Consider the following 19,182-nt stretch of genomic DNA (forward strand, 5'->3'; position numbering starts at 1 on the left):
TGAGCATTTTTAGCCTGTTTTTAACGCCGTATAACCGAGCGCGGTAGTCTTCGCACGGCCTGGATTGGCCGAATCCGGCTGACACAACCTTGGATGGGCAGCTACTAACCCCGCGTTGCTGCAAGCTGCAGCCCTATTTGCCATAAGAATAAGACCATGCGCCTGTGTTCGCTCCTGCTTACCACCCTGCTACTGAGTGGCTGCGCCGCTCGCGATCAATTGCCGGATTTCGCCGCCACGGCCGATCAGGATTTACCGGCCACGCACTTTGAAGCGGTGATCCTCGGTCGCGACGGCACCAAGCTCTCTGCCACGGTCTTCCAGCCCGCCCTGAAAGCCGGCGCCAGCGCGCCCGTGATCGTGCATACCCACGGCTGGGGCGGCTGGCGCGTGACCGGGCCGGAGAGTTTCTACGGCACGCAGATGATGTCCGGGCGCGCGGCACTGAAAGCCTGGCAAGCCGGCTTCTGGGTGATCAGCTACGACCAGCGTGGTTGGGGTGGCAGCGACGGCAATATCGAGATGATGGACCCGCGCTACGAGGTGCAGGACGCCCTCGCCGTTATCGACTGGGCGGCGCAACACCTGCCGCGCCTGCGCATGGACGGGCCGAACGATCCGCGGGTCGGCATGCTGGGCGAAAGCTACGGCGGCGCCGTGCAGTTGCTGGCTTCAGCCGAGGACCCGCGCATCGACGCCCTGGTGCCCATCGCCACCTGGTACGACCTCGCCGAGGCTCTGGCACCGGGCGGTCACATGAAGGTCGGCTGGACCGGCGTACTGCTCGGCCTCGGCGTAACCACCGGTTATGACCTCGGTAAGTTCGCCCAGACGCCCTACCTGAAAAGCGCAGGCGGCGAGATGACCGCGTCAGTGCAAGACGAACTCAAAGCCCATAGCCTGACCAGCTACTGCGCCCGCGGCCAGCGCCCCCACGCCGATACGCTGTTGATCCAGGGCATGCGCGACACCTTGTTCCCGCTCAACCAGGGACTGGCGATTCGCGACTGTCTGCAACAAGGCGATGGCGACATACGCCTGCTCGGCATGCAGGGCGGGCACATCTTGCCGCCGCCCATGCAGAGCTGGAGCGGCCTGCCGCCCTTCAACAACGAGCCGGTGCTGCACTGCGGTGACCGCGCGATCAACCTGTATCGAGCGATTGTCGCCTGGTATCAAGACAAACTAGACGGCCGCACAGGTGTGGCCGCCAGCGTGCCGCAACTCTGCCTGAGCCTGAACCTCGATCAGGGCCTGGCCCTGCAACAGATGCCGAGCGTTCATCCACGACTGAAATTGCCGGCAACCCAGATTCGCCCGTTGAGCAGCGGCTGGCTGGAGCCGGCCAGGTTTATCCCTCTGCAAACGGCACAAGAGGTCGGCGCCCTGGTCGGCGTACCGCGTATTTATCTGGATAAGGGTGCGCAAGCAGCAACCCTGTTCGCCTCGGTAGTGGTGCAGCGCGCCGATGGCAGCAGCGAAGTACTGAATGAACAAGTCACCCCGCTGACCGGGCGGGCCGAAACTGATTTGGCGGCCGTCAGCAGCGTGCTGCAGCCCGGGGACGTGCTGGGTCTGAGGGTTAGCGGTTTCAGTGACCAATACCTGTTCAACAGTTCCTGGCAGCCATCATCGGTAACCCTGCGAGGGGAAATCGAGCTACCCACGCTACAGCCCTTGCAGCCGCGCGTGGCTAACAGCCTATTGCCGTAATCGCCACCCCGCTCCTACATGAGAGATTGGGGTTGCACTACTTGCCCAAGCGCCGCAGATGACAGGTCACTTCTTCACGGTCGTGATAGAGCTGCTTGCAGCCAATAGCGACCTTGATGCCGCGCTCGACGAAGCCGTCCTCGATGCGTTCGAGCAGTCGTCGCACTTCGGCGTAACGCTGCTTCATCGGTAGCTTGAGGTTGACCACCGCCTCGCGGCACAGCCCTTCACCGATCCAGGTTTCCAGCAGCGCGGCATTGCGTGCAGGCTTCTCGACGATGTCACAGACCATCCAGTCCACCGGCTTGCGCGGTTTGAACAGGAAACCATCGGCCTTGAGGTGCTCGACCAAGCCGGAATCCATCAGGCTTTGCGCCATCGGTCCGTTGTCCACTGCGGTCACCTTCATGTGCCGGTTGACCAACTGCCAGGTCCAACCACCAGGCGCCGCACCCAGGTCGACCGAGGTCATGGCCGGGGCCAGGCGCTCGTCCCACTCATCCCGCGGGATGAACTGGTGCCAAGCCTCTTCCAGCTTGAGGGTCGAACGGCTCGGCGCTTCACGCGGGAACTTCAAACGCGGGATGCCCATCGGCCAAAGGGCGGAGTTGTTCGCCTCGGCCAGGCCGAAAAACACTTCACGGCCGCTTTTGAAGGTCAGCAGCAGGCGCGGTTTATTCACATCCTCGACCAGCTTGCCGGCCTTGCTCAGCGCCTTACGCAGCGGTGCCTCGAACTTCTTGCAGAAATTCGACAGCTCTTTGCCGTCGTTGGTATCCAACACTTCCAGCCACAGGCTACCGCAAGTCGGAAAACCCTCCAGATGCTTGAGCAGCACGCTGATCCGGTCGGTTTCCGGCAGGTCGATAAACACCCCACGCGCCCACTGCCGTGGAAAGATCAGCTGGGCAAAACGCTGCCCACGCATCAGCCGCTCGGCGCCATCGGCCTCGGTGCAGATGAATTCGGCGCAGGCGCTGTTCGGTTTGGCCTTGGCATAACCCGCCACTTCCAGGCGCGCGGCGTGTTCGGCGATCTCGGCACACACCTCATTTTCAAAACCGGGGCGGCAGTGCAACAACAAAGTGTTCATTAGGGATTCTCCTCAAGCGGCGCATGATAGCGGAGTTGGGAACCCAGGCGCCGCCCGGCAGTCCAGTTAGCAGGCCGTTGAAAAAGTAGCGAGCGACGGCTAGGCAAGGCGACATCAGCCGAGAAAGCGCAGTTTACGAGCGGTAAATGAGCATTTTATTCGCTTCGCTCACCCCTTCGGGGCCGCGCTGAAGCGCGTTCAACGCTTCGCTTTTGTGAGGCTGATTTCAACGCATAGCCTAGCGCAGTAGTTTTTCAACGGCCTGTTAGATGGCGAGACCGCCCAAGCGGAGCTAGTTTGAACACTCTGCCTCGTTCAGCCAGGCCCGTCCGTGTGGGCCGCAAGGAGATGCGCAATGCCGTCCCTGAATAGCTTGAATTGCCTCCGCAGCCTCGAAGTCGGCGGCCTCACCTACCACTACTACAGCCTGCCGGAAGCCGCGAAGGCGCTCGGCAATATCGACAAACTGCCGATGTCGCTGAAAGTCCTGCTGGAAAACCTGCTGCGTTGGGAGGACAACAAAACCGTCACCGGCGAGGACTTCAAGGCCCTGGCAGCCTGGCTGAATACTCGCAGCTCGGAGCGCGAAATCCAGTACCGGCCTGCCCGCGTCTTGATGCAGGACTTCACCGGTGTGCCGGCCGTCGTCGACCTGGCCGCCATGCGTACCGCCATGGCCAAGGCGGGTGGCGATCCGCAGAAGATCAACCCACTCTCCCCCGTCGACCTGGTCATCGACCACTCGGTGATGGTCGACAAATTCGCCAGCGCCTCGGCCTTCGAGCAGAACGTCGAGATCGAGATGCAGCGCAACGGCGAGCGCTACGCCTTCCTGCGCTGGGGCCAGCATGCCTTCGACAACTTCAGTGTGGTGCCGCCGGGCACCGGCATTTGCCACCAGGTCAACCTGGAATACCTCGGCCGCACGGTCTGGACCAAGGAAGAGGACGGCAAAACCTATGCGTTCCCCGACACCCTGGTCGGCACCGACTCGCACACCACCATGATCAACGGCCTCGGTATTCTCGGCTGGGGCGTTGGCGGTATCGAAGCGGAAGCCGCGATGCTCGGCCAGCCGGTGTCGATGCTGATTCCCGAGGTGATCGGCTTCAAGCTCACCGGCAAGCTCAAGGAAGGCATCACCGCCACCGACCTGGTGCTCACCGTCACCCAGATGCTGCGCAAGAAGGGGGTGGTCGGCAAATTCGTCGAATTCTATGGCGACGGCCTGGCCGACTTGCCACTGGCCGACCGCGCCACCATCGCCAACATGGCGCCGGAGTACGGCGCCACCTGCGGCTTCTTCCCGGTGGACGAGATCACCCTCGACTATCTGCGCCTGTCCGGCCGCCCGGAAAGCACCGTGGCCCTGGTCGAGGCCTATAGCAAGGCCCAGGGCCTGTGGCGCGAAAAGGGTCACGAGCCGCTATTCACCGATACCCTGGAGCTGGACCTGGGCAGCGTCGAGGCCAGCCTGGCCGGGCCGAAACGCCCGCAGGATCGCGTCTCGCTGCCAAATGTCAGCAAAGCCTTCGATGAGTTCATCGGCCTGCACTTCCAACCCAACAGCAAGGAAGAAGACCGCCTGGAAAGCGAGGGCGGCGGTGGTGCTGCGGTAGGCAGCGCGGCCATGGTCGGCGAGGTCGACTACCACCACGAAGGCCAGACCCACCGACTGAAGAATGGCGCGGTGGTGATTGCCGCCATCACCTCCTGCACCAACACCTCCAACCCCAGCGTGATGATGGCCGCCGGCCTGCTGGCGAAAAAAGCCATAGAGAAAGGCCTGCAACGCAAACCTTGGGTGAAAAGTTCACTGGCGCCGGGCTCCAAGGTGGTCACCGATTACTACAACGCCGCCGGGTTGACCCAGTACCTGGATGCCCTTGGCTTCGATCTGGTCGGCTATGGCTGCACCACCTGCATCGGCAACTCCGGGCCGCTGCTCGAGCCGATCGAAAAAGCCATCCAGCAATCCGACCTGACCGTCGCCTCAGTGCTGTCCGGCAACCGTAACTTCGAAGGCCGCGTGCACCCACTGGTGAAAACCAACTGGCTGGCCTCGCCGCCGCTGGTGGTGGCCTATGCCCTCGCCGGTACGGTGCGGATCAACCTCAGCGAGGATTCGCTCGGTCAAGGCAAGGACGGCAAACCGGTGTATCTACGCGATATCTGGCCCAGTCAGCAGGAAATCGCCGAAGCCATCCTGAACGTCGACACGCGTATGTTCCACAAGGAATACGCCGAGGTCTTCGCTGGTGACGAGAAGTGGCAGGCGATCCAGGTCTCAGCAGCGGATACCTACGCCTGGCAGGACGACTCCACTTATATCCAGCACCCACCGTTCTTCGAGGATATCGCCGACGCGCCACCGCACATCGGCGACATCCACCAGGCGCGTATTCTCGCCCTGCTCGGCGACTCGGTGACCACCGACCACATATCGCCGGCCGGCAATATCAAGGCGGACAGCCCAGCCGGTCACTACCTCCGTGAGCACGGCGTAGAGCCGCGGGACTTCAACTCCTATGGTTCACGGCGCGGCAACCATGAAGTGATGATGCGCGGCACCTTTGCCAATATCCGTATCCGCAATGAAATGCTCGGCGGCGAGGAAGGTGGCAATACCCTGCACATACCGAGCGGCGAGAAGCTGGCGATCTACGACGCCTCCATGCTTTACCAGGAGCAAGGCACCCCGCTGGTGGTGGTCGCCGGCAAGGAGTACGGCACCGGTTCATCCCGCGACTGGGCAGCCAAGGGCACCAATCTACTCGGGGTGAAGGCGGTGATCGCCGAAAGCTTCGAGCGTATCCATCGCTCCAACCTGGTGGGCATGGGCGTGTTGCCGTTGCAGTTCAAGGCGGGGCAGGATCGCAAAACCCTGCAACTGACCGGCAGGGAAAAACTCGGCATCTACGGTCTGGATGGCGTAGAGCTGCACCCGCTGATGAACCTCATGGTGGAAGTTAGCCGTGAGGATGGCACGCGCGAAAGCTTCGAAGTGCTGTGCCGCATAGACACCCTCAACGAGGTCGAGTACTTCAAGGCCGGCGGCATTCTGCATTACGTGCTGCGCCAGTTGCTGGCCAGCTGAGGCTGCGAGGTTTGTTTATTGGGTTCCGCCTGCGCGGGGATGACGCAAGGTGCCTATCGGCAAGCTGGTTCCGCGGGCGCGGGGATGACGGGGAGTGCCATATATCAGCCTCCTCGTCATTCCCGCACACGCGGGAATCCAATCAACCCGACTACCCTTTCACCTTGTCCGTCCTTCCGTAGACATCCTCGAGCCGCTCGATGTCGTCTTCGCCGAGGTAGCTGCCGGACTGCACCTCGATGATCTCCAGCGGGATCTTTCCGGGATTTGCCAGCCGGTGCACCGAGGCGATGGGGATGTAGGTGGACTGGTTCTCCGTGAGCAGGAAGCTCTTGTCGTCGCAGGTCACCCTGGCTGTACCGGAGACCACGATCCAGTGCTCGGCACGGTGGTGGTGCATCTGCAGGGACAGCTGCGCACCCGGCTTCACGGTGATGTGCTTAACCTGGTGCCGGGTGCCCGCGTCCACCGAGTCGTAGCCACCCCAGGGGCGGTACACCACGCAATGGCTCCGGGTTTCCTGACGGCCTTCGGCGTCCAGGGCGTTCACCAGTTTCTTCACATCCTGCACGCTGTCCTTGTGGGCGATCATCACCGCGTCCTTGGTTTCCACCACGACCACATCCTCCATGCCGAGCAGGGCCACCAGCTTGGAGTTGCCGTGGACGTAGCAGCTGTGGCTGTTCTCCACCACCACATCGCCCTTGAGCACATTGCCGTTGCCATCCTTCGCGTGGACTTCCCAGAGCGACGACCAACTGCCGACGTCGCTCCAGCCGGCCGCGAGCGGCACCACGCAGGCTCGCGAGGTCTTCTCCATCACCGCGTAGTCAATGGAGTTATCCGGGCAGCACTCGAAGGTGCCGGCATCGATTTGCACTACCTCGCGCTCGACCTTGCTGCGTTCCAGGGCCAGCACGCAAGTATCATAAATATCCGACTCGTAGCTGCGCAGCTCATCGAGATAGCGACTGGCGCGGAACAGAAACATGCCGCTGTTCCAGTAGTAGCCGCCGGAGCGGACGAACTCACTGGCGCGGACGATGTCCGGCTTCTCGACGAACTGCTCGACCCGATAGGCTCCTGGAATCAGCGCGCTATCGCTATCACTGCCCGCCGTCTTGATATAGCCGAAGCCGGTTTCCGGGCGTTCGGCGGGAATGCCGAACAGCACCATTTCGCCCTCTTCCGCTGCCGCCCGAGCAATCTCCAGCGCCTGGCGCAGGGCCGCTTCATCGGTGATGACATGGTCCGCCGGCAGCACCAGCAGCAGTTCGTCGCGGCCTTCGGCCAGCACCTTCAGCGCAGCGATCGCCACCGCCGGTGCCGTATTGCGGCCAAATGGCTCCATCAGTATGCACTGTGCGCTCACACCAATGACGCCGAGCTGTTCGTTGACGATGAAACGGTGTTCCTGATTGCAGACGATGAGCGGACGCTCAACCCCCTCGAACCCCAGACGCTGCACAGTCTGTTGAAACAGCGTGCGCACCCCGGCCAAGGCCAGGAACTGCTTGGGATAGAGCTTGCGGGACAACGGCCAGAGCCGGGACCCGCTACCACCAGAAAGAATTACCGGGATCATGAGAGGCGTCTCCATTTAAGTTTCAATTCAAATTGACACTCCTCCCCGCTAGGACTGCAGTCCTGACAACTGGAGAGCATGCAAACATCAAGGCAGTTGAGCGTTGAACAGCTGAGTGACATCGCCACCCAGCCGGTACGTACTCAGGGGCTCCAAGGATTGGCGCCAGGCATTGGTCTGAGTCGAACAGCGGTACAGCACGCAGTAAGGTTCCAACCAGGAGAAGCGGCTGTTTTCCTGCAAGTCCTCCAACTCTTGCGGGTAGCCGGTCTTGTCTTTGAACAGATGCGGGTCGTGCAGGCCTTGCTCGACCCGTTCCGCAAGTCGCTGCAAAGCACCGTTGTTGTCAGTACGCAGATCCAGGCCATTGGCCTGGGCGAATACCGCGATCATCATCAGCGGCCCCATGCTGTAGTTGTGATAGGCCAGCGCACGGGTTTGCCGGGACAGTTCCAGGGGTAGGTAACCCTCGGCATCGACCTGCGCCATGCCGTGGCGGTACTGCTCGACGGACCAGTCGAACAGGTCGCGCCGATCCAGCACCACCGCGCTCGCCATCACCGCCCAGGCAGCCCAGTACTGGTGGTTGTTACGTCGCTCCATGGGCTGCGCGTTCCAGTCGCGCACCACCTGGTCGGCCAGCTTGCCGAACCATTTCTCGATGTTCCGGCTCTGCTCGCCATGACCGGCGAGCGGCTCAGAACGGGAGAATTTCAGGCGCAGGTACGCTGACGAGATACTGCCCAGGGCCCACTTACGTACAGACTTGCCGGTGTGGTTGTACTTCTTGCTGAGCAGCGCATCGTCGTCAGCCCACTCCTCCAGCCACTCAAGAGCACACTCGGCATACTCTGGATCACCGTCCTCCAGGTACTTGCCAACCCACTTGTTGACACCGTTCTCCAGATTCCGCACATCCTCCGTCAGCTTGCGGTACTTGGCCGCAGCGGTCTTGTTGAGTTTGTCCCGCGCAGAATCGGAACCTTCATATTTGCTGGGAAAAAACAGCTCGCCGGTATAAGGCTCAGGTGTGCTTGGGCAGTCGCGCGCAGCCCCTTTGGCAACCGGCGCGGCCAGGTAGAATCCCCCTGGCGGCACCAAATCATGACTGGCGACCCGCCCTTGCTCATGATCATTCGAGCAGCCCTGCCCCAGCAGCATTGCCAAGGCCAGAGCGCTTGCGTAAAGAGCCTGCAAAATTCCGCCCAAGCATTTCATCGGAGTTCCTCAATTAGCCGCTACAGGCCGTTTGACCCAGACAGGAGACAGCTTGTCGGCAGTACCGGTGACATACAGACAGACTATCTCCCCGCGTTCGAGTACCAGGGGGTCGAGGTCGCTGATCTTGCGATCACCAGCAAACAGCGCCAGACGCACCTTGACCGGGTTGATCTCACGCTCGCCACGGGAATTGGCAGACACCGGCTTGATCACCTCGGTCTTGCCATCTGCGGTTTTCAGGGTCAGCGAGCTGTCGGAAAGGTTCTGCAGACGCAACATGGCTTTTTGCCGGTTCCTGAACACTGGCTCGTCCACCAGGCTCAGCGCGCCGCCCGGCAGCTGCACCATGGTGTAGTACTTATTGACTTTGAGCTGCACCGGCAGGCTTTGCCCGCCTGACTTTGCCGTATAGCTGCCAGCCGGCAGAAACTTGAAATCACTGCTGGCCCGGGGGGCGATAGCTCTGAGCTGAACGCTGCCCAGACTGAGATCGAAAGTAGCGCTGCCGGCGTTATAGCCGCGAATGAAGGTCGAACCGTCCGGCGCCACCGGGCCGTAGAGAGCCGCCTCGTCGGCCTGCGCCTGAGTCAACCCCAGACCGCCCAGCAGGGCAGCCGCAGTAAGCAGGCGAGCGGCCTTGGAAATTAAAGACATAGGTATTCTCCTTAACAGTGATGGGGGCCGGCGAACTAGTCGCGGACCACCGGGGTAAAGGGCTGCCTGACTGCCAGGTGTTCGCTGTCGGTGACTGCGGACGTCAGGCGCTGCAACCAGACTGGGTCGAAGCCCGAAAGATCGTTTGGCTGCATCAGATAGCGCTCGGGAAACTCCCAGATGAGCAGTTTCAGCGTTGCGGTTTCCGCCTCGCCGCGCTGCAGCAGCTTAAGCATTGGCAACAGCGGGCCATGGCCGCCCTCGGCGTAGTTGACGAGTTCACTGCGCAGGGCCTGTTTAAGCGCGCCGGCGAAGTTCCACTTCGGGTTGGCGCTGTAGCTGGTACCCACCAGCGCCACCTCGGGCAGAGCCTCGCCGAACAGCGCAGCATCACCTTCGAGCGCCTCGCCGACCGGCCGGGTGCTGCGCTGGACGAGGGTTTCTGCCGGCGGCTGCAAGCTCAAGAAGTACGGGTCCATGGGCAGGAAGCTGAGCAGATCGCCCTTGTACAACTCACGGCCCTGCTCCTCGGTGACGAATGCCGCGACACCCGGCTGCCACTGCCCAGTGGCCTCAAGGTAATGTGCCAGGCTATTGGCCACGGTTTCGGCACCGAAAGGAGTCCAGTGGGTATCGGTACGCAGGAAAACGCTGCCATGCGCCTTGGCCCGCAACAACGCGCCGAACAGGTTCGGGCCAAGCACCTTGCGCGCCTGCATGCGAGCGAAGGCCTTGCCGTACAACTGCTGCTGGGCGGCCACCGGCTGCACATCGCCGACATGCTCCTGATACAGCCGTGCCTTGGCCGGTAGTAGCGCCAGCACCAGCGTCACGCCCCGACGGTTGAGCTCGGCGTGCACCGCCTCGATCAGTTGCCAGTTCTTCTGCAGCACATCGCCCTGTGGTGCCGGCTTGAATTCTTCATCGGTGAAAAGCCAGTCCTGCCGGCCGACCACTACTCCCGGCCGGCCCTCGCCGAACAGCAGGAAATCCATGGTTGCCCAGATATTGGTGCCGAGCTTCTTCAGCACGAACTGATCGTCGTAGTGTTTCTCGAAGGCATGCGCCAACTTGCCGTTGAGAATCGGCGTGTCGGCCGCGGTGGAGAAGCTGAGGATGTCGCGGATCGACCATAGACTGAGTCCCAGCAGCAGACCGAGAAACACACAGATGTAGGTGAGTTTGAGAGAGCGCTTCATGGCCCATACCCTCAGAACTGGAAATAGAGGAAGGGAGAGAAACTCTGCGCGGAGAGTTTCAGGATCGAGGCGGCAAACAGCAGCAACACCCCGGCATGCCAGGCCAGCCACTGCAGCTGCAGGCGCAGGGATGACACCGCAACCGCCGCCTGGGCAGCGCCGGGCTGCAGATTGGCCGGGTCGACTGCAACCTCGGCTCTGGCCTTGGGTGCACCGGTCAGCGGCTGGGCATAAAACTGGCGGATGCCGAACCAGGCCATGACCAGATAGGCCAGCACCAGCGTGGCGATCTGCAGGCTGGTCAGCTGCGCACTGTTCAGCGCGGACAGGTGCCAGTCAGAGAAGCTGAACATGGCGGCGTACATGCTCCAGGCGACGTCGAGGCTCTCGGCGCGGAAGATCACCCAGCCCAGCACCACCAGGAGGAAGGTGCAGGCCCAGCGCAGCGGCCGGATGCGCTTCGGCGCGGCGTCCACGTCCAGGGCACGCTCGATGGCCAGCCAGATGCCGTGCCAGGCGCCCCAGATCAGGTAGGTGAAATTGGCGCCATGCCACAGCCCGCCGAGCAGCATGGTCAAGAACAGGTTGCGATAGGTGGCGAAGGTGCCGCCGCGATTGCCGCCGAGGCTGATGTACAGGTAGTCGCGTAGCCAGGTCGAGAGGCTGATGTGCCAGCGGCGCCAGAACTCGGTGATCGACTGACTGATATAGGGCTGCTTGAAGTTCTCCATGAAGCGGAAGCCCATCATCAGGCCGAGGCCGATGGCCATGTCGCTGTAGCCGGAGAAGTCGAAGTACAGCTGCGCGGTGTAGGCCAGGGTGCCGAGCCAGGCATCGCCGGTGGTCGGGTCGGACAGCGCGAAACAGTGATCGGCGATCGGTGCCAGCGAGTCGGCGATGAACACTTTCTTGATGAAGCCCTGCATGAAGCGCGTGCAGCCCTCGACGAACTTGTCCAGCGTGTGGGTTCGGTGGTTGAACTGGCCCACCAGGTCGCGAAAGCGCAGCACCGGGCCGGCGATCAGGTGCGGAAAGATCGCCACGAAGGCGGCGAAGTCGATCAGGTTGTGGGTCGCCGGGGTATCGCCCCGGTACACATCGATGATGTAGCTGATCGACTCGAAGATGTAGAACGAGATACCGATCGGCAACAGGATATGGGTGAGCACGAACGGCTGCATGCCGAACGAGGTGATGATGGCGTTGAGGCTTTCCACGCCGAAGTTGGCGTACTTGAAATACCCCAGCACAGCAAGATCCACGCCTACGCCGAAAATCAGCCAGCGCTGCGCGGGCTTGTTTCTCACCCCGGCAGCGCCGATGCGCAGGCCGATCCAATAGTTGAACAGGGAGGCCGCGACGAACAAGACAAGAAAGTCGATCCGCCACCAGGCGAAGAAGACATAGCTGGCAACCAGCAGCAGCAGGTTGCGATAGCGATTTCCGCTCAGGTAGTACAAGCCGAGAAACACCGGCAGGAACAGGAACAAAAATACATTCGACGAAAAAACCATGTTCTCAAGCTCCTCTGAATAACGAACCTGACAAAGATGTCTTTGCTCGTCGGCTAATCGGCTTGCGCCTGCAACTCAGCCTTGGCCCCATGCGCTCGAGGGCAAATCTTCGCTTCGACTTCCAGACCTGCCGGCATGTCAGCTGGCATTTCGATTTCCAGTGAAAGCAGGGTCCGCCCTGACCATTCCGCGTCTTCACGCAAGTTAAAGACAAAGCGGCCATCCGACTCGACTTCCGGTGCGCGGGTAATATTCAAGTCGTCCACCGAACCACTCATGTACCAGAACAAGCTGTGCAGATTCTTGATCGTGGGGTCGCTGAACTGGATATCCACGAGATAATCTTCGCCGCGTATTGGCTTGTCGCCGGTGTTCACCAGAACCTCATTCATGCCTGGGCGCAAAGCGACCTTCTGGCTCAGCGATGCGGGTGATGCCCGACAACCATCAGCCAACATCGGCATGATTTGACGGTAGAAGAGCGGCATAGCCATGTCGTAATAGCTGGAGACTTCCCAGATCAGGATCTTCGGCGGATTTTTCTGGAAGTCCTGGCTGCCGAGGTACTGCAGCATGGCGCTGTGGAAACCGCCGCCATCGACCGAGCGGTTGTCGACATCGACCTTGGCGTGCTGCTTGAGAAAGCCGGCGAAGTTGTACTCCGGCGAGCTGAAGCTGGTACCGGCCAGTACCACCTCCGGCGCCTCGGCATCGCTGAAGAGGTCGGCGCTCTCAGCCTTCGGCTCGGTTACAAATCGACTGAAATATTCATTCGCATAGCTATTGCCACAGACCTTGCCGAACGCCTGATTGAGCGAACCGTTTTTGAGGTCCGATTTATCTTTCTTACTGATGAACTCCTTGCTCGGTATGGTTTTGAATACATCTGACTTGCGTAACTCCTCAGCCAGCACCTGGGCAGCCAACTCAGCGCCGTAGGATGTCCAGTGGGGATCGCGCTTGAAATATAGCGCCTGCTTGGCATCGGCCTTCTGACTAAGCAGAAGCGACATATCTGGCGCTCGAATACCGAGGCTTCGCAGGCGCTGAATAGTCTGCAGATAGTTCTTTTTCGACAGCTCGGTATCGAATGCCTGTTGGCTCTCCCTGCTAAGCATTTCGGCATTCATCAAGCCACGGGGCGGGAGGTAGGCCATGACCAATTCGACCCCTTTCTTCTTCAGGGCATCGCGCAGTTTTTCCAGACGCGAATAGCCCTCGGCCGTAGTGCCCATTTGCGTCATCAAATCGTTCTTGGTGCGGAACAACCAGTCTCCCCGCCCCTGCACCAGCTTGCTGAACTCGCGCAGATCGCCGCTGTAGGTACTATCGAGCATGGTTTGCGGACAAACCTCGCAACACCGCTCGATCTGGTACTGAGGCCCCTCGGCGGCTCCGCACAACGGGCTGGCAAGCAGTCCCAGTGCGGTGTAAAGAGCCAGCCAGGCAGGACAGGGTTTGACCACTAAACTCCGTTGCATAGCTTGTTCCTCACTCCTGAAGTTGCGCCAACTTGTCGAGCGGAAGAACCAGCACGGCCTTCTTCTGTCGCACCAGCAGGTCGATGATCTGGTTCTTGCCATCCGCCAGGGCGCCGAACATGCCGATACCGGTCGGCTTGGTCGGCATCAGCATCTCTAGCCGGTAAAGCTTCACGCTTTGCGGCGTGACCACCGAGATTGCCCCGGACCCGTTGCCAATCAGCCGCCCGCCGACCACGGTCAGGGACAGATTCATGTCGAAGGGGTCGAGCTGCAGATCGCGGTCTGTACCGTTGAGATCCTTGACGTGGCCATAGATGCCCAGCAGGCCATTGGCCGCAGCGAGGTTTTCGTACAGCCCGACATTGGAGCTGTTGCGCACGCGAATGCCATGGCGGCCGTTGTTGAATGCTTTGTTAGCCCACAGCAGGTTGTTGCCGCTCTCGTAGATGGTGATGCCATCGGACTTGTTGCGGTAAACCTCGTTGTTGGCGAGCACGTTATTCACGCTGCTGCGGTCGACCACAATCCCTGAGAGGTGGTTCTCGTAGGAGCGGTTGTTGAAGATCCAGCTGTCGTTGACCTCACGGGAAACGATGATCCCGTGCTTCTGCACCGTGCCGTAGGCGGTGTTCTCGGCAATGATCAGACGTCGCGAGCGGTCGTGCGGGTCGATTCCGTAGACCAGGTTGTTGCGGTAGGTGTTGCCCCTGAGCACCACATCGTAGGCTTCGTAGCAGTAGAAGCCGTACCACATGTCGTCGAACATCGTGTTGAGCAGCCAGCCGCTGGGAGGACTGCGCTGCATGATCGGGTGCATCGCCGGACTGTACTGCGAGATGGACACGCCGTAGGACTTGCTGGCGGTGTAGCCGAGGCTGGATACCACACTGTTGACGATATAGGTCTCGGTACCGCCCCAAGAGTTGAGGAAGGGCCGGAACCTGCCCTTCTTCTTGAACCAGTCCTGCTGGTTTTCCGCCTCCCGCCAGGCGGTGAGACGGGTGTCGGTGATGAACAGCTTGCCATCGTTGATCAGGAAGACACCGCGCTCGCTGGAGAGGCGAAAGTCCTTGGTCTCCTTGCCAATATGCAGGGTCGCCCCTTGACTGACCACAATCGGCAAACGCGCCAGATACACACCGGGCTCGGTCTCGCGGAAATACTTCTCCGGCAGGCTGCGCGTCAGGTCCGCCGGGGTGACGTAACCGCCCTCGATGAAAACCACCTGCGGCATTTCCCCCTGACGTTTCAGCCACTCGCGCAGACGCTCATCCCCACCGGTGAACTCGATCAACGGGTTCTGTTGCAGCATGCGTTTGACCACCACGCTGCCAACCGGCTTGCGCACGAGCTTGGCGTAGACCGCCTCCGGAGTGTAAGGCGAAAGATCCGGCAGTTTCGGGGCAGGCAGCAGTAGCGAATCTGCCGGGATACTGCTCACCTGGTAGGCCTGTCGCTTGGCTTCTGCAAACTCAGACGGAGCAGCAGTCTCACCCGCCTGCCCTGCCGTGGCCCAGAACAGCCCGGCTACCAGCGCCAGGCTAGTGCCACTCCTTTGCCAGAACGCTCTGTGTAAATCCATTCCGTCTACCTCGATGGTCGGATCGGTACGCTGTTCACACCAACTCAGTAGCGCCAGACAAAATCAATAATGGCGCGATGCATGTGCGAATCGGTGCCGCTGGCGAAGGCGTCGCCGGGCAAGAACAGCCCGCCACGCAAGCGCACCAGCGCCGAAGAAGCATTCAGCCAACCGAGCTCAGCCGGCATCTGCCCTTCATTGAAATAACGGGTCAGCACCAGGTCGAACTCCTGCCCCAGATCCTTGTCGCCCGGCTCAAGCGCGGCCTGCAGGCCACTGGCACTGTCCTGTTGGTCATCCACCCGCCAGAAGCGGTGGTAGATCAGGCTGGCGTCGTAGTCCTTGTTTAGCCTCCAACCGGCAAACAGGCTGACCGCCTGCAGGTTGTTCAGCTCGCCGCGGTAAGCCTCACCGAAGCGGTTGATGCCCGAGTTGGTGCCGGTGAAATTGGAACGGTTGCTCTGCAGATCCGTTTGGACGAACTGCTCGGAGTCGTCCTCGTCCGCGCCACCGCTGGTACGCGCATAGGTGGTACCGATCCGCCAGCTCTCATCGATGTTCCAGCGCAGGCCGAGGTCGAGCGCCCAGGCATCGACATCCTGGCTCCGCTCGCCATCTGCCCGGCGCTCCCCGGCCACAGTGCGGGTGCGCAGGGTATCGGTATCGCCAGTCAGCCAGGTGGCGCTGGCCCAGTAGCTCAGTGGCAGCGTGCTGCGGTAGTTGTAGAAATCACCATTCAGCTCCACGCCAACCCACGTCAGCTTGCCGGTAAAGGTCTTGCTCAACTGGTCAACCTCGCTGCCGACCTCCGGCAGATCGCCTCGATCATCGCTGTGATGCAGCTTCAGGCCAGCCCAGTGTCCGGGCCGCCATTGGCTGGAGATGTCAGCCAGCAGGTGCAGGCGATCCTCATCCTGGGGCGCCAGCTCGTCGAGATCGGTGCGGTAGTCGCTGAAGCGTTCGGCGATACCAATGTGGGCATTCAGCAAGGTGGTATCGAAGTTCCAGCGCAGGGCTTCGATATTGCTGTCCCACCACAAGCCGTCGACGCTGCGGATCTTCTGCCGGCCGAGCCGGAGGGACTCGCCCGGATAGGCAGTCAGACCGCCGTAATCGACCCAGAACTCGCGCAGGGCGAGGAAGTGATCATCCCGCTCGCGGGCATCATTCGGGTCGAAGGTGTCAGACTCGCTGGTGTCAGACTCGATCACGTCGGTGGCGATAAAGGCCTCTCCGAGAGCAAAGGCACTCCAGTCCCCCTGCTGCTTGTAGACCCAGGGCCGCACACTGAAACCGGCGCCATTGAAATCACCGCCATCACGGATACCCAGATCGAGATCATCGATTGACTGAGCGGTGATCTTGAGGTTGGCGCCGTATGACAACCCGGGCTGCGGCTGCGCCGCCAAAACGGCTGGGCTGCCCAGCAGGCCGGCTGTGCACACCAGCATGGCAACTGAACGGTTATTCGACGTCATAGCATTCCCTGCGCTTGATTCGTTTGGTTCCTGAGTGTGGCCTGCGCGCCGCCGCGGGCCTTGATCTCCCGGGCGAGCAGGCTTTCCACCTGTTGGTAGTCCTGCGGCTGCAGCCTGGGAGCCAGGCGCTCCATCAGCAGTTGACCCTGTGGCAACCCCTGATTCTTCGCCAACAGGGCAAAGGTGTAGGCGTAGACCGGGTTGATGCGGATGCCCTTGCCTTCGCCGAACAGCTGGGCCAGCGCCACATCCGCACTCGGGTTGCCGCCGCGGGCGGCAATCAGCAGATGCTCCAGCGCCTTGTCCGGATCGATATCGCCAAGCTGGCCTTCGCGGTACAGCTTGCCAAGGAGCAAATGCGCCCTCGGCTGACCTACCACCGCCAGCAGCAGGTACTTCTCCGCCGCCGGGGGATCGGCCGGCAGTACCTGCCCCTTCAGGTATTGCTGCCCCAGCATCAGCGCGGCCCGTGAAGAGCCGGCATCGATGCCCTGCTGCAGGTAGCCGGTCAGCTCCTCGCCGCCCCCCTGTTCGGGGTAGCGCAGGAGCAGCTCGGCGAGACTGCACCAGGCGTCCGCATAGACCGGGGTGATCCGCGTATAGAGCGCCTTGGCGGCCTCCGCATCGGGCTCGCCGAAACTGCTGTCGGCCAGCACCTTGGCCACCGCCTGCAGACTCTCGGGCGGCAACCGGCCGGACTGATAACTCGCCTCCAGCCTTTCCAGCAGTCGTTGCTGCTTGGTCTTGTCGCCGCGCCCTTGATAGATTCCGGCCAGCTCGACATAGCACTCGCTGACCTCGGCCAGCCGGCTCTCGCAGGTCCGTTCGATCTCGCTGATATGCTGGCTATAGTCGCCGCGCGCACGGTACAGCAGTATCTTGCCGAGCTGCGCTTCGCCAATGCCCTGCTCCTGCCACTGCGCCAGTTGCCGGTCCAGCTCGCCGCCATTGACCTTCTGCGGATCCTTCAGCTGCACCTGCACCAGCGGCAGCAACGCACTGTTGTCGCCCTCGCGCAGGCCCTGACGCAACAGCTGCTCGGCCTCGATGCGCTCGGCAGGGCTGGGCAGCGGCTTGCTCGCCAGCCACTTGCCCAGTCGCACCGGCGCCTCCGCAGAGCGGCCGATGGCCCGGCGGTAAAGGTCCTCACCCTGCTCCTGCTGCTCCACGGAAGCACCGCGTACCAGCAGATCGGCCAAACCGATCTGGGCATCGACATAACCTTGTTCGGCCAGGGCACGATAGTTCTGCTCAGCCGTGACGAGGTCCCCGCTGGATTTGGCCTGCTTGGCCAGCTGCAGGTCAGGCAGCGTCATGCACCCTGACAGCAGGCTGAGGCTGACCGAGCCCAACAGCCCGCAAGCAAAGCCGGACCTGCTCATTTGCCGGCCGCCACGGAGTGGCTGGCCCAGATACCGCTCAGCGGACGAATCCGCACGTCGACCGGACGCTTGGCCAAGTCACTGCTGAGCGGCTCTTCCGGCTGGATCAGCACACGGATGTCCGAAGCCAGGCCGCCATCCTGCAGCGACATGCTGCTGATCTTGCCGCTGCGCGGAGTCGCCTCGCCGCCAACCAGGAAGCTCACCTCGGTGCCCGGCTGCAGCTCGCCGAACGCACGATAAGGGAAACGTGCTTCGACCATCGCCACGCTGTCCATCGGCGCTAGCAGGAACACCGGCGCCCCCTTGCTGGCCACCTGGCCGTCGCCCACCAGTTGACTCACCACCCGGCAGTTACAAGGACTGGTCAGGGTGCCCTGGAAAGTCTTGCTGAACAGGCGTTCCAGGTTATCCGGGGTCATCTCCGCTTCCGGCAGCACGCCCTTCAGCGCATCCAGCATGCTCGAGGAGAAGGTGGCCAGCGGTGCGCCCTTGCTCACTGTGCTGCCCACTGCGACCAGGCTATGCACCGCACCTTCACGCGGCATCGACACCTGCTGGCTGGGCACGCTGACCTGGGCCGAGTCGGCATGGGTGACAAAATAGATGTCATACAGCTGGAACAGCACATAGCCGCAGGCGCTTACCCCGATCAGGAAAATCGCCAGGCTGACACCTAGCGCACGCAGACGGCTCAGCAGGCTACCTCCGCTATCGCCCTTGTTGTTGCGGGCCTTGGTGAAATTCTCGCGCTGCAGGGTGTTGATCAGATCACCGACGTTGACCAGCTCGCCGCTGAGGAAGGAGCTGATCAGGTAGCGCAGCGCCGAAATCTCGCGCGGCCGCAGGTTGTGGAATTCGCAGCCGGCGCGCTGGCCGTCGATGATCGAGCGCACCTGAAACTCGATATCCATGGCAAAGCCAATGCCGTCGACCTCGAACATCAACTTGCCGCGATAGTGCTTGCCCTCGGTCACCAGCTCGTTGTTCGGCTCGAAACTGAAGCCACCGACGGAGAGGTCGAGCAGTTGCGCTTCCAGCTCCTGCCCCTGTCGGCTGAAGTATTTGATCTTCGCCGGCAGCTTCAGGCGCGCGTACTGGCGCTGGGCTTCCGACTCGTGCACGACATTGCTATTGCTGGCTGGACTCATCACTGCGCTCATAATTTTTCCCTTCTAAA

The 19,182-nt window shown here is 61.6% G+C and carries 13 protein-coding genes; 2 read left to right on the forward strand and 11 right to left on the reverse strand.

Features of this window, described 5'->3' with window-relative positions:
* The first annotated feature begins 156 nt into the window (after positions 1-156).
* Positions 157-1,713 (forward strand): alpha/beta hydrolase, encoded by a 1,557-nt coding sequence (locus D3879_RS16640; RefSeq protein WP_119955391.1) that lies wholly within the window; start codon positions 157-159, stop codon positions 1,711-1,713.
* Positions 1,714-1,750: 37 nt separating this feature from the next.
* Here D3879_RS16640 and rlmM read toward each other — a convergent pair whose 3' ends face one another.
* A complete protein-coding gene (gene rlmM / locus D3879_RS16645; RefSeq protein WP_119955392.1) occupies positions 1,751-2,806 on the reverse strand; it encodes a 23S rRNA (cytidine(2498)-2'-O)-methyltransferase RlmM in 1,056 nt (351 codons plus the stop codon).
* A 355-nt stretch (positions 2,807-3,161) separates the two neighbouring features.
* Between rlmM and acnA the strand changes: the two genes are divergently transcribed.
* Complete coding sequence (gene acnA / locus D3879_RS16650) at positions 3,162-5,903, forward strand: aconitate hydratase AcnA (RefSeq protein WP_119955393.1); 2,742 nt, start codon at positions 3,162-3,164, stop codon at positions 5,901-5,903.
* A 151-nt stretch (positions 5,904-6,054) separates the two neighbouring features.
* Here acnA and D3879_RS16655 read toward each other — a convergent pair whose 3' ends face one another.
* From D3879_RS16655 to D3879_RS16700, 10 genes are all read right to left on the reverse strand, one after another.
* On the reverse strand, positions 6,055-7,488 hold the full coding sequence (locus D3879_RS16655; protein WP_119955394.1) for a mannose-1-phosphate guanylyltransferase/mannose-6-phosphate isomerase: 1,434 nt from the start codon (positions 7,486-7,488) through the stop codon (positions 6,055-6,057).
* Positions 7,489-7,575: 87 nt separating this feature from the next.
* Positions 7,576-8,706, reverse strand: coding sequence for a mannuronate-specific alginate lyase (locus tag D3879_RS16660; RefSeq protein WP_119955395.1), 1,131 nt, complete (start codon positions 8,704-8,706; stop codon positions 7,576-7,578).
* 9 nt (positions 8,707-8,715) lie between these two features.
* Positions 8,716-9,363, reverse strand: a complete 648-nt coding sequence (locus D3879_RS16665; protein ID WP_119955396.1) for an alginate O-acetyltransferase AlgF — start codon at positions 9,361-9,363, stop codon at positions 8,716-8,718.
* Positions 9,364-9,398: 35 nt separating this feature from the next.
* Positions 9,399-10,562 (reverse strand): alginate O-acetyltransferase, encoded by a 1,164-nt coding sequence (locus D3879_RS16670; RefSeq protein WP_119955397.1) that lies wholly within the window; start codon positions 10,560-10,562, stop codon positions 9,399-9,401.
* 11 nt (positions 10,563-10,573) lie between these two features.
* Positions 10,574-12,076, reverse strand: coding sequence for an MBOAT family O-acyltransferase (locus tag D3879_RS16675; RefSeq protein ID WP_119955398.1), 1,503 nt, complete (start codon positions 12,074-12,076; stop codon positions 10,574-10,576).
* A 53-nt stretch (positions 12,077-12,129) separates the two neighbouring features.
* Entirely contained in the window at positions 12,130-13,557 is a 1,428-nt protein-coding gene (locus tag D3879_RS16680) for an alginate O-acetyltransferase (protein WP_158592096.1), read from the reverse strand.
* 10 nt (positions 13,558-13,567) lie between these two features.
* Positions 13,568-15,142 (reverse strand): mannuronan 5-epimerase AlgG, encoded by a 1,575-nt coding sequence (algG, locus tag D3879_RS16685; protein WP_119955400.1) that lies wholly within the window; start codon positions 15,140-15,142, stop codon positions 13,568-13,570.
* A 44-nt stretch (positions 15,143-15,186) separates the two neighbouring features.
* Positions 15,187-16,620, reverse strand: coding sequence for an alginate export family protein (locus D3879_RS16690; RefSeq protein ID WP_119955401.1), 1,434 nt, complete (start codon positions 16,618-16,620; stop codon positions 15,187-15,189).
* Positions 16,617-18,002, reverse strand: a complete 1,386-nt coding sequence (locus tag D3879_RS16695) for a tetratricopeptide repeat protein (protein WP_119955402.1) — start codon at positions 18,000-18,002, stop codon at positions 16,617-16,619. Before D3879_RS16695 ends, D3879_RS16690 begins: the two co-directional genes overlap by 4 nt.
* Complete coding sequence (locus D3879_RS16700) at positions 17,999-19,153, reverse strand: alginate biosynthesis protein Alg44 (RefSeq protein ID WP_119955403.1); 1,155 nt, start codon at positions 19,151-19,153, stop codon at positions 17,999-18,001. Before D3879_RS16700 ends, D3879_RS16695 begins: the two co-directional genes overlap by 4 nt.
* Between the last annotated feature and the right edge of the window lie 29 nt (positions 19,154-19,182).

This window comes from Pseudomonas cavernicola (assembly GCF_003596405.1).
Classification (GTDB): domain Bacteria; phylum Pseudomonadota; class Gammaproteobacteria; order Pseudomonadales; family Pseudomonadaceae; genus Aquipseudomonas; species Aquipseudomonas cavernicola.